Origin of the sequence: Methylophaga sp. UBA2689 (assembly GCA_002354555.1) — a bacterium.
Lineage (GTDB): Bacteria > Pseudomonadota > Gammaproteobacteria > Nitrosococcales > Methylophagaceae > Methylophaga.
Genome location: DELT01000076.1, coordinates 1 through 12723, shown reverse-complemented (window position 1 = coordinate 12723; position 12723 = coordinate 1). Strand labels below are relative to the sequence as shown.

General features: G+C 45.5%; 12 protein-coding genes. 4 read left to right on the top strand and 8 right to left on the bottom strand.

The annotated features are described in order from the left end of the window. Window positions 1-825 (top strand): YcaO-like family protein (locus tag B3M51_RS09050; protein ID WP_292758459.1); only part of this gene is annotated, 825 nt, incomplete at its 5' end. Window positions 826-876: 51 nt separating this feature from the next. Here the strand turns inward: B3M51_RS09050 and B3M51_RS09045 are convergent. The 7 genes from B3M51_RS09045 to B3M51_RS09015 form a co-directional block, all read right to left on the bottom strand. After that, the gene (locus B3M51_RS09045) at window positions 877-2451 is read right to left on the bottom strand and encodes a cation:proton antiporter family protein (RefSeq protein ID WP_292482699.1); all 1575 of its coding nucleotides are present in this window, start codon (window positions 2449-2451) and stop codon (window positions 877-879) included. Window positions 2452-2593: 142 nt separating this feature from the next. After that, window positions 2594-2890 (bottom strand): DUF1840 domain-containing protein, encoded by a 297-nt coding sequence (locus B3M51_RS09040; protein ID WP_292482701.1) that lies wholly within the window; start codon window positions 2888-2890, stop codon window positions 2594-2596. Between the two features lie 124 nt (window positions 2891-3014). After that, complete coding sequence (locus B3M51_RS09035; protein WP_292482703.1) at window positions 3015-4334, bottom strand: ferredoxin reductase family protein; 1320 nt, start codon at window positions 4332-4334, stop codon at window positions 3015-3017. A gap of 200 nt (window positions 4335-4534) precedes the next feature. Further along, entirely contained in the window at window positions 4535-4855 is a 321-nt protein-coding gene (locus tag B3M51_RS09030) for a hypothetical protein (protein ID WP_292482705.1), read from the bottom strand. A gap of 62 nt (window positions 4856-4917) precedes the next feature. Continuing rightward, entirely contained in the window at window positions 4918-5193 is a 276-nt protein-coding gene (locus B3M51_RS09025; protein ID WP_292482707.1) for a DUF1971 domain-containing protein, read from the bottom strand. 122 nt (window positions 5194-5315) lie between these two features. Further along, window positions 5316-5936 (bottom strand): uracil-DNA glycosylase family protein, encoded by a 621-nt coding sequence (locus tag B3M51_RS09020; RefSeq protein ID WP_292482709.1) that lies wholly within the window; start codon window positions 5934-5936, stop codon window positions 5316-5318. Between the two features lie 40 nt (window positions 5937-5976). Further along, on the bottom strand, window positions 5977-6231 hold the full coding sequence (locus tag B3M51_RS09015; protein WP_292482711.1) for a DUF1488 family protein: 255 nt from the start codon (window positions 6229-6231) through the stop codon (window positions 5977-5979). A gap of 241 nt (window positions 6232-6472) precedes the next feature. Here B3M51_RS09015 and B3M51_RS09010 point away from each other — a divergent pair, with 241 nt between their 5' ends. After that, window positions 6473-7759 (top strand): MgtC/SapB family protein, encoded by a 1287-nt coding sequence (locus B3M51_RS09010; protein ID WP_292482712.1) that lies wholly within the window; start codon window positions 6473-6475, stop codon window positions 7757-7759. 229 nt (window positions 7760-7988) lie between these two features. Here B3M51_RS09010 and B3M51_RS09005 read toward each other — a convergent pair whose 3' ends face one another. Then, window positions 7989-9452, bottom strand: a complete 1464-nt coding sequence (locus B3M51_RS09005) for a phospholipase D family protein (RefSeq protein WP_292758455.1) — start codon at window positions 9450-9452, stop codon at window positions 7989-7991. Between the two features lie 311 nt (window positions 9453-9763). Here B3M51_RS09005 and B3M51_RS09000 point away from each other — a divergent pair, with 311 nt between their 5' ends. Continuing rightward, a complete protein-coding gene (locus B3M51_RS09000) occupies window positions 9764-11602 on the top strand; it encodes a fibronectin type III domain-containing protein (protein ID WP_292758453.1) in 1839 nt (612 codons plus the stop codon). Window positions 11603-11829: 227 nt separating this feature from the next. Further along, window positions 11830-12723 (top strand): phosphate ABC transporter substrate-binding protein PstS (gene pstS / locus B3M51_RS08995; RefSeq protein WP_292758451.1); only part of this gene is annotated, 894 nt, incomplete at its 3' end.

Here is a 12723-nt window from a genome sequence, read left to right as displayed (position 1 = left end):
ACATTTGATCTCGATGAAGTCGCCTCATCCGCCAATCTGGAAATGCATTTTATTGATTCCAGTGGTTATATTTCCAACGATTTTTTCCGGGAAACACCGGATTTTGATTTCTTTGACTGGGATTATGATGACGCCACAGCTGATGAATTCAAATTCCTGACAGACAAAATCCATGAACTTGGTTTTGATATTTACATTGCCGATTACAATCACCTTGATGTATACGCCTGCCGTATTCTGGTGCCGGGCATGTCGGATATTTATCCGGTCGATGAACTGGTATGGGAAAACAATAATGAAGGCGCATTATTCCGCGAGGATTTCCTGACCCTGAAAGATGGTGACCCGGAACAATGGCAAGATATTCTGGATCGCCTGGATGAAGGCGGTTATAACGATCAGACCCCCATCGCACCGTTTATCGGGCTGGCCGCAGATCCCGGCACTTTATGGGCAGATATTCGTCTTGGCGAACTCAAAGCCATGCTCTATCTGGCCCTGGAAGATGAAGAAGCGATAGACTGGATTGACTGGTGTCTGGCTTTGGATCAGGCCAGTGAGCAAAATATTTTATTTTACCGTTGCCTTAAGGCACTGCTGGAAATCAAATGGGATGATGAACGTGATTATGCTGAATACACCAAAGGTCTGGCATTAATGTATGGACAACAAAACGTTGATGACGGTATTCAAATCGTTGAAGGCGAAAAACTGTTCCACAATCTGCATTGCCCTGGCCTTAGCCTTGAAGGGTTTGAACGGCATAATGCGTTATTGGCAGGTTATGAGAAACTTCAGCAAGCCAAACGGTCAAATTGGAAATAGATAAAATCTTTAATATGGCAGGGCTGCTTTTAAGCAGCCCAAAAGTCCAAATCAGTCTTTAATCTCAATCTTCTGCATTGCCTGATCAGCCAGCGATAAACCTGCGCCTTCATAGACTTCAAATACTTCATCAGCACCGAGATTTTTCAGGCGTTCAACTTCATCGGGATACTCTACAATGGCTGCAACATGGCCTTTAAAGTCACGTCCTCTCAATTGTTTAAGGGCGTACACATTACCAGCATGATGCGGCATTGCCAGCACCACAAGTTGTATCTGATCACTCATCAGCAATTTATTCCAAAAGTCGGAGTCAACAGCATCGCCTTCAACAATCCAGAACGCCTCATTTAATCGACTGACTTTATTTTGATCATTATCAACACCGAGTACTTTCAATCCGTATTTTTGTTCTAATCGTTGATACGCACCACGACCTATCTTACCCATACCCAAAATAACCACTTGGGTTGAATTCAATTCAATTGGTTTATCATGCAAATGTAAACGGTCAGTTGGCACTTCTGTTAACAGGCCTTTGCTTAGCTGATACATCCGTTCATTGTAGTTATTCAAAATTGCTGAAATTACAAAGCTCATGGCAACGGATAATGAAAGGATCACCAGCCAATCATTGCTTAGCCAGCCTTCAGACATAGCCAATGCAGCTACAATCAGACCAAATTCCGAATAATTGGTCAGCGTAAGTGAGGTTAACACCGAGGTACGAATGCGTAACCTAAACCGTGGAAACATCATCACAAACAACAAGGTTTTCAGCGGTAACAGCACTAACAATAACAGCGCCAGTCCAATATGCTCCCAACTGGGTAAAGCGGTCAGACCAATCGACAGAAAAAAGCCGACCAGAAACAACTCTTTAATATTAAATAAAGACCGCGCCAGATTGGCTGAAGTTTTATGCGGTGCCAGCAAAACACCCATAATCAATGCGCCCAAATCACCTTTTAAACCCACCATTTCAAACAGCTTATAACCTATCACCAGTGCCAGCACAAAGCCGAACAATACCTGCATTTCGCCATGCCCAAGGCGATCCAGTAATTGTCGTAAAAAGGGAGCGGCCGGAATCAATAAAAACAAACCTAATGCCCAAACTGACGGCAGCGTTCCCGTAGTGGCAGAGAGAAAAATAACCGCAAAAATATCCTGCATGATTAGAATACCAATCGCTACACGGCCATAAAACGATTGGGTTTCACTGCGCTCTTCGAGGACTTTAACGGCAAACACTGTACTGGAGAATGACAAGGCAAAAGCCAGAATCAATACAGCTGTCCAGTCAGTAGATTGCATCAGCAAAATACCGCCGAACTTAAGCAGGCCAAGGATTCCTACAAATAACAGACTTGAGAGGGTGATATGCAAGCTTGCAACACCCCATACTTCAGCTTGCAATAAGGTGCGAATATTGAGCTTAAGTCCAATGGTAAACAATAATAAGGTGACACCAAGACTGGCAATGGCCTCAAGAGTTGGCGTTAGCTCATAACCCGAATAGTTGAGTAAAAAACCGGCGGCAAGAAATCCTGCCAGTGGTGGCAGGCGTAAAATCATCGCCAGCAATCCACCTGCAAAAGCATAAATAAAATAAGCCGGTTCCACGATATGACTCCCTCAGTCTGATGGCCAATTTAGAGCCAATCGTTACATCGAATAAAGGTTAATCATACCGCACAAAATCCATCTTATTCATTTCGGCTGTTCTGTAGCCTTCGGTGGGTTATTCCGTAAATTGTGAATAGTTTTATTTACCGTCCCACATCACATCGGCATTGGCATCAATTGCTGCGTTTAACAGATTAATTAACGGTAATGCTCTTTGCGACAAACCCGGTTTAAATTCACCATCTTTGGGGTCCTGCTCAGCTGCTTTACTGGAATCAACCGCTTTTTGCAGATTCGATAAAGCCGATGGCAAGTCCTGCGGCTGAAAAGCGCCTGGAATGGTGCCGCTATGTCCCATAATTTTCAACATATCTTTGGCGACATCACCAAACATAGTGATATCTGCATAAGCCTTGGTGCTAAACGTTACGATCATTATAAATCTCCATTAACTGTTTCAACCTGCAAACAACCAGGCTACGGTAAAAGCAATCAGTAATAAAACCACTGAAATGACACTTCCAATTCGACGTGCATAAATATGTAACATCGTTATATCCTCACACCAGATTGAAACGTTCGGAATAGAGACGGCGAGAATGTACACAACGTTTCTGTAATTCCGGTTCCACCAGATCCATCATTGGCGGCGGTCCACAAACAAAGTAATCAATATCCTCTGCATCTTCAGGCAAATAATCATCCAGCAAATCTCCGTCCACATAACCTGATTCACCCATCCAATCTTCTGATGGGTCAGAAAGCACATGAATAACTTGCAGCGGCAGCTTTTCGGTAAATGCTTCCAAAGTATTTCGCATGATGATTTCTTCTTCAGACTTGTTGGCATAAATCAGCCACATCGGACATTCGTTATGTTGATCCAGCCTGCTGCGAATCATTGACAGTATGGGGGTAATCCCAATGCCTCCGACGATAAACACTGCACGGCGTTGGGCTTTGGGATCCATAGTGAATACGCCATAAGGCCCCTCCAGAAATGCCTTATCACCCGGTTTGGCCTTTGAAAGATAATTCGTAAAGTCGCCAGCTTCCTTGATCACAAATTCCAGATGGCCGGGGTTACTAGAACTGGAAGCTATCGAAAACGGATGTTGTTGAATGGAAAACGGTGAATCTCCATAAGTCAGCCAGGCAAATTGGCCAGGCTTAAAATTCATCCCCGGATGCCCGTCTGCCACCAGAATCAGATCGGTTGAATCGGCTCGGGTTTCTTCCGACTCCACCACTCTCCACGGCCGTTTCTGTAATTGATAGGGTCGCCATAAGCGGGTTTCCAGCAACAAAAATAACGGAATCGCTATCACAGCAATCAACAACACCTGGGTTAATAAACCATCAGTGTGATGTTTCCCCATTAAAGCATGGCCCAACCCGCCAGCAACCACAAATAACGACAAACTTGCGTGCAGGGTTCGCCAGGTTTCATATTGCAATCCCAACTCTTTTCGCCATAACGAACTAATCACTAATACAGTAACTGCCAGAGCCAGTGCAATCACACCGCTGGCGCGTAACCAGCCTTCTGTGGGATCCAGCCAGGTAACAAACTGACGATCCCCAATCATCAATAACACCGGATGTGACAGGATAAATAACCAGGCGGCAATACCGGTACGCCGATGAAACTGCAGCAGATTATCCTGCCCAACGCCACCAGCAAACCAGCGGTGTCGACCCGTAATGATCAATTGAGTCGCCAGCATGCCAAGTCCAAGTAAGCCCAGCATAGCCCCCATTTCCACCAGCAAATTTCGTGGGGCAGGACGCTCTATACCCATTGCTATCATCATTGGCAATAAGGCAATCACCATATATACCAAAAGCCAACAAGCAACGGTTATGGGTTTTATCGGCATATCATTACTCCGATGAAAAAAGGGAATATCAAGCGAGGGAGCTAGGGCAGTAACAACAGAAAATGTATTGTTAAATAACCATAGAAGAAAGCTGCAGAGATTACTACCGTTGGCATGAACCAGTATGAATGTTCACTTTAAAAATAAAACCCGACAGTTCATATCGACCAGCCGGGTTTATTCTGTGATTATTGCCCCTGTTATCTCGGCTCAACCGTTGTTTCGTATTCCGGACTTACTAACCTTGGATCACCTTCATCCAGACACAGGAAAGTTACATCATAAAAATATTTCACCTGTTGCCGCTTCAGGGTTTTAGTGACAAGTAGCTCTTTTCCCTGATTAGCACAATACTCCCCAGCTTGTTCGAGAACAGAAGCTTTTGCCGTGGATGCATTCAGATGGTCAGCTGAAACCGTATAGGTATCAGGGCCAACTTTTTTAACACCGGAAGTTTTAACCGCACAGCCGGTGAGGACTAATGCCGCTGACAGACTTACCACTAATGCCAATATTTTCATTTTGTACTCTCCAATTTAATACACCTGAAATCTGCCGGATGGCTCAGGGCTTGTAATACTCATTACTGGTAAAACTCGACAAAAAAATCGACATGCCCAATCGGTTTTACCTGATGCAAAACAGTGGGTTCTACCACACCATATTTATCTGAATCCAACAGGATTTCTTCGAATGGTTCCTGAATGGTATAAAGCAATTTTCCACTTACAACCACAATCTTTCCCCATACGCCCTCCTTGGTTTGGTGATTGTTCAGTAAACCAGTGGGGATAGAGCTCTCATCAAATTCCGGCGTGCGTTTATATGCAACAACATTGTCTGGTAGCGATTTCATCATCTTTACCTCTTATAAGACCGGAACATGCAGACAGCACATCTGCAAATTCATTGTTTCTAGGGTCTGTTTATCTCACTATATAACATTCGATTATGTCGTTTTGCCTTTCCCCCAAGATCAGCTTATGTAACTCCTTGCGATTCTGATAACACTTCGGCTACTCGATGACGTAAATCTGGTAATAACGTTTGTTCAAACCATGGATTGTTTTTCAACCAGCGATTATTGCGCGGACTAGGGTGTGGCAAAGGCACGACGTGGGGCCAGAGTTCATGCCACGCTAAGACTTTTTCGGTAAGTGAGGCTTTATTATCAGCAAAATGATAAGCCTGAGCATATTGGCCAATCACCAATGTCAGTTGAATATTTTCCAGCTTGGACAGCAAATCGTCACGCCATGTCGGAGCACATTCCGGTCGGGGTGGTAAATCACCTGACTTGCCGGTTCCCGGATAGCAAAACCCCATTGGCAGAATAGCGACCTGCTGTTCGTCGTAGAACACATCCCGAGAAATGTCAAGCCAGGATCGCAATCTATTACCGCTTGCATCATCAAACGCAATACCGGTTTCATGTACTTTTCGGCCAGGAGCCTGCCCGGCAATCAAAATCCGTGCAGCAGGATGAAATTGCAAAACGGGCCGTGGTTCAACCGGCAACTTATCAGCACAAAGTCGACAACCACGAACCTCATTCAGCAATGCAACCGCATCATCATCTTGGCAATAAGCAGATTGTTTCAAAACGAATAATCCCCGAGCCAGTGATGGTTAAAATGGATGATTACAACTCACCCCGATCGATATGTAACTCGCCATCCACCACTTTATGGTTGAGGATTAATCCCTCAGCAATCTCTTCAAATTTATATTGATGATCCAGAAACACCGATTCAGCATCCATCTCATCATCCGGGTCGGCCAATTCAACCAGGGCCGCTGTAGAAACAATACATGCAACCGTCTGATTATTGACGATGGCATAAAACGTCACATCTTGATCATTAACCAAATATTCACCGGTAAAGTCGATATCCATAACGTCTCCTTTTGGTTTATCAGGTTGTCGCTTAATAAGTGAAGCACAGGGAGAAGATGATTTAAAGTGACAAATCATCTGCGTTAAATCAATTTTAAGGCTCTTGATTTAAGCACTCCATGATCATAATTTTATTTGGCTCGTTGATCTTTAACTACTGTTAATTGTTATTACAATGCTTCCTAAAAAGGACCAGCTGATGCTTATAATGTTTGTCAGTCATTAATCAGGAATTATCCTAATGTACCAACTGAGTGATTTTCTCGGCCCAGTCAGCCAGGATCTTTTTGCTCTCGGTATCGCTCTGGCTCTGGGAGCCTTAATTGGATTACAACGTGGTTGGCTCACCCGAGATAAAGCAGCAGGACAGCGCGTCGCAGGAATTCGCACACACGCACTCCTTGGTTTGCTTGGTGGGCTGTCCGTTCAACTCGGCCGCGAATTGGGTAACTGGGTACCTGCAATATTGTTGGTGATGGTTGCATTGGCCGGACTTGCCGGATTTTTGATGCAAAACCGGCAACAGCAAGATTTCAGCATTACCAGTTGGGTGGGGCAGGTGCTGACGTTTTGCTTTGGTGCGCTGGTGGTTGCCGGACAACCTGTTATCGCGGCTGCCGCTGCCGTTGTGACCGCAACGATTCTTGATAACAAAGAGTCTATTCATCGTTTTCTGAAGACTCTGGAAGCCAATGAACTGGACGCAGGACTGAAACTTCTGCTGATTTCCGTGGTGGTGCTGCCCTTATTACCAAACGAGGGTTTTGGGCCGGGCGACGTGCTCAATCCCAGGGAAATCTGGTGGCTGGTGGTGCTTATCGCTGCAATTGGTTTCATCGGTTATTTTGCTATGCGTTTCGGTGGATCGGCACGTGGCATCATGTTTACCAGCCTGTTTGCAGGACTCAGCTCATCGACCGCGCTCACACTACATTTTTCACGTCTTTCAAAACAGGCAGACTCAAGTCAGTTAAGCCCACTTCTGGCCGCAGGAATCCTTATTGCTTGTGGCACCATGTTCCCCCGTATTCTGCTTTATGCAGCACTTATTTATCCACCGTTGCTGAAAGAGTTGCTGATACCTGTCATTGTTATGGGTAGCCTGCTTTATGGCTCAGCTGCATTGATATGGTGGCAACACTCCGGCTCAGGTAACGTGAGTCAGCCTAAAGGACAGAATCCCTTGGAACTCCGCGCTGCTCTGCTTTTTGGCTTGTTACTGGTAGTAATTTTATTGCTCGGCGAATGGATGAAAAATATGATGGGCGAGGCAGGAGTCTATCTGCTGGCCGCTATTTCCGGACTGACCGATGTCGATGCCATTACCTTATCTCTGACCCGCATGGCTCGTGAGGATTTAACGGCAACCACCGCGGTGCTGGCAATTATTATCGCCGCCATGGTCAATAATCTTTTCAAAGCAGGTCTGGCTCTCAGCATTGGCACCCGTGGAGTTGGCATCCGCGTACTGATACCGATGTTATTATCATTATCTGCCGGTCTAGCGGTAGTCTTTTTAAGGATGTAAATTTGCCTGTGTTTTCAACTTACACCTGATCAAAATCCTTCTGTAATCATTTTTTGACAATACGCTTTACCAATACTCGATAGAAAAATTGAGCTGCACTCCATCCGAGAGCCCTTGGTGTGCTGCAGTTTAAGGCATAGAAGAAGCTGTAGTCTGCTTCACAAACTTTGATTGGTGTTAGCACCCTTTTAAAAAAGCCGAGACAGTTCGTTTGTTCCAATAAACGAACTTAAAACGTACTAATACCAGTGGCTTCCATAATGCGATAGAGCATGCGCGGCCAGAGTCGTTCATCGGCATATTGGGCATAATCTACGCTGTAATTTCGCTTATCCCTGTTGTTCCAGCGCTCTTCAAACCAATCCCGGCCGCGCTGTAAAGGTTCAGCTCCAGCAGATCCACGCAGGATCACATTGGTTTCCAGATTGAGGTTATGTAGGTTGCGGCGGGTTAAATTGGTGGATCCAAGCAACATGGTACTTTGCTCATCGGCTCCGCGATGCATCAACCATTTGGCGTGGCATTGCTCACCATGTGTATCACACCAGCGTACCGTGATGCCCGCATCGACTAATTCATGGGCCACAGGTCGATTCGGTACACCATTTTTCTTCCGACCAAAGGCATCTTTATTGGGATCCAGCAGAACCCGCAAGCTCACACCGCGCTCTGCCGCGCGCTTCAGTGCTTTTATTATGTCGCGGTCAGACAGATAGAACATCGCCATGTCCAATTTATCGCCAGGCCTGGCTCCATCAATCATCTCGAGTGAGGCTCGCTCCACCGAGCGTTCGGTGATCACCTGAACGGTAAGACCGTTACTGCTCGATTCTGATATCTGTTCTATTTCAGGTATCGGAACTGGGGCATCCGAAAACTTTAGCACCGCTGCTTCGCTTTCAAACAGATCCCAGGCTGCGGCCCCATTAAACCGCAACGCCACATTACCGTGAGCACTGCTGCCATCATGAGGATTAGCAGAAGTAACCAATGCTGACAGTTGCGTCCCATCATCGGCAATGATCAGTTTGCGATGGTTCGCTTTGAAGTTAAGCATGGCAAGATAGCTACGCAGCGAAACCCGCCCTTCCCCAAATGGATTAGGCAACAGTTCACCCTCACTGTTGCCAAAGGGCTGAATAAACAGACGCCAGAAGGCAGAATATGCCGGATTACTGTCACGCAAACTGGTCAGATCAGTCAACGTGACAGAAATACCGGCAGCTTCAAGTTGGGCAAAATGTGGGGAAGGGCGTCCACCATAAAGCGTATTCAGTGGATCGGAAATAACCTGTATATCAAGCGCCGGATAACGCTTCTTCTGGGCAATCAGAGCGTCAGTCAGTTCGTCAGATAAGGGTCGATGTGTCTCCGTCAGCTGGCCCTGAAAATCATTGAATAAAAACATATCCACCAGCACAAACCGGCGGGCACCAGCAATCATCTCAAAAACGGCATCGAATATTTGTTGATCGGTATAGCGTTCGCCATTCGCTTTGATAAACGTTCTGTCAGCCAAAAACTGCACCTCGGTGGCAGAGCGTTCCGGCCCAGAAAAATCCACTCCCGGTGGCAGCGGTTTGTAGACGTGATAAAAGCCCATGCCCACCAGCACAATAACCAACACACTCAGTATCCATAACCCCAGGTGTCGGCTGCGATGTGCTGGCCTGTCAGCAATAAACAATTTCATTTGGCAACGCTCCCTTTAACTTGGTATAGCTATCCATTTCAAATCCATCTGAACTGCATCGCCCATGACGACTTTATTGTCAAAAGATGATACTTGACGACCGTGTGAGCCGGAAACATCTGTCCAAAAAATCTTAGTCTGGCAAACCCCATGATCATCCTTTGGTAACAAGCTTTACCGATACTAGATAGAAAAATTCACTTACACTCTATCTGAGAGCGTGCAGCATGTTGATGACAAAGCTAACGCAATTGTGTTTTATCTTCATAGGTTTTATTTTTTTATCTGGTTTTAATGCGTCAGGAGTAGCAGTGGTCAAAAAAGTACCGGAAAGCATTGAAGAAAATGGTCAGTTTCTGAGTGACCCCTTTCTCCAACTGCCCACACTAGATTCAGTCAATGTGGTCTGGTTTACCAACTTTGCAGGGCAAAGCCATCAACTGCACTATGGTGATGGACTGATTGCTGAAGCCACAACCACCACGATGACCAGCATGTTTGAGGATGCGGATTCATCCCAACCCGGCAGGGATTATCAAACTCTCACCTTGAGAAAGGTTTATCGTCATGAAGCGACAGCAACATCATTAACTGCCGGTGTGCGCCTGAATTATCAGGTGAAAAGCACAACATATGAGGGACAGATTCTTCTCAGTGACAGCTATAGTCTTACGCCGTTGCCAGAGAAAAATACACCACTGAAAATTTTGCTCACCTCGGATCTGCAATCCAAAACCAATTCTCCCGCTAACTATCAGAAAGTAGTGGAAACTATTGGTGTGCCCGATGCGGTTTTCTTTGCTGGCGATCTGGTCAATATTCCCGATCGTGCATCGGAATGGTTTGATCAGATCGAAGATGGCGCGCCGCCCTTTTTCCCGACGCTGCAGGGACGCTATCAACAACTCAAACCCGACTCGGTCTACAACGGCGGTGAAATTTTGCAACACACCCCGCTATTTGCCGCTATCGGTAATCATGAAGTGATGGGGCGTTTTCTCCCCCAGCAACCAGATCACCGAATGAATAACAGTTTTAATGATCCGCAACCACGCTGGTATGCCGAAATCGCCTATGAGCAGATAAAACAGCAAATCAATCCTGATAATGATCCACAGATCAAAGCCCAATGGCTTCTGGATAACTCCCATAATCAGCAAACCTATCTGGAGATTTTTTCCTTCCCGGAGGATGGCCCGAGAGGCAAAGAATATTACGCCATGGCATTTGGCGATGTGTTTCTGATCTCAATGAATGTTTCGCGGATTTGGCGTTCGTGGAATGTAAGCGGTCAGCATCGCAGTATGTTTGTAGAAGCCTTATCCGAGTTGCAAACTCCTGAGGCATGGGGCTTTGGCGAATTTATGTTCGAGCGTTTTGATGCCCACTCACAGCAATACCAATGGCTGGAATCAGTGTTGCAATCGGAAGCATTTAAACAAGCCAAATACAAAGTAGTGCTCGCTCATCAAGGCGTCTTTGGACTGGGCGATAATGTTGTACCGGTGCTGGCAAATCCATTGATGCAACTGGTAGAGACAGATGAAAACAATATCGAAACACTGACCGAGCTGACATTTCCCATCAGCCCGCAAGATTGGCAAAACACCGTATTGCCTAAGCTGCCCAACATCCGTGAAATTCGTTATCAATATCCACTCAACGATGATATCTGGCTCAGAGATATTGAACCGTTATTAGTTAAACATGGCGTAGATCTGGTGCAAATAGGCCATTCACACTTATGGAACCGCACGAAAGTCGGCAATATGCATTATCTGGAAACCTCCAATGTCGGGAATACGCTAGGGGCCTATTACAACGATCCAACCGGCACATATCAACATAACAATCGCAACAGCAAAGCCAACTTCTGGATAGAGTTGAATTCAGAAAACTCACGATGGGATCCGGCGAATTACGCTGCCAATGGCGATCCTCATGGACGGCAAATGATCCACCCCAGCCTTTTCAGTCCAATGCATCTACTGGATAAAACCTTTGCGAATTTACCCTTTGTCTCAAGTAATCAACTGACCACTTTTTCGATTCTGGATACTGGCACAGCCACGGTAAAAAGCTATGTTTTCGATACCGCTGATCCTGCATCTGAAGTTCAGTTATTTGATGAATTCTCAATAGGCAATTAGCTTCAGCATTTTCCAAATACCTCTTACCGCACTACCTCTTTCTGACTCATCACGATAAGCAAACTGTGGGTTTGCTATCTACTTGAGCGCATCAAGATATATCAGCATTCTAAAATATATGGTTTGACATATATATGTAATAATAGATATGTATATTCCCAGTACATGCTAAACGTTAGCTGAACCAGATAAACAGCATGAAACTATTGATGTTAAAGGGAAATACAATGAATCGTTTGATTACATCCATTATCTATTTTGCAGTTACGCTAGTGTCACTCAGCCTTACAGCCTGCGACTCCAACAATGACCCTGCGGAAATCTCAGAAATTAATGACAACCGTTCTGAAATAATCATTGCAGGCTCGACCTTCGCGTCCCCTTTCTTTGAAAAAGTGTTGCAAACCTATGAGCAGGGCACAAAGTTTCGCTACCATTCGATAGGCAGTGGTGCAGGTATTGAGCAGTTTATAACGGGTGATGCAGATATCGGGACAACCGATGCGCCAATTAATGAAAAGGAAGCATCTCGCTTAAATGAGAATTTCGAAGAAATCGTCGTCACCTCCGGCATGATCAGTATTGCTTATAACGTAGAAGGTTTGGCTGACACACTCAAACTTCCAAGAGATGTGTATACAGATATCTTTCTTGGTGAAATCACCCGCTGGAATGATCCACGAATCCTTGAAGCGAATCCTGATATCAATTTACCTGACAGCGCTATACAGGTCATTGCACGCTCCGATAGCAGTGGGACAACCTTCGCGTTTACCAATCATCTGTCGACGGTTAGCCCAGCCTGGAAAACAACAATTGGCGCAACAAAAAAACTGGACTGGCCCGGAAAAACAATGGAAGCAAAAGGCAATGAAGGTGTATCTCAACGCCTGGCAATTACCAACAATAGTATCGGCTACGTTGAATTCGGCTTTGCTCAGCGCCTTGGCTTAAAGGTCGCAAGTCTGGAAAACAAAAGCGGAAAATTTGTTCTGCCCAATGATGAGACGGGAGATATCGGACTCGTCGATGAATTTTATTCAGAAGCAGAGCAAGTCGTTTCATCCATTGCTGATCCTGAGGGAGAATCGGCCTACCCAATCGTCGCATATACCTGGGCA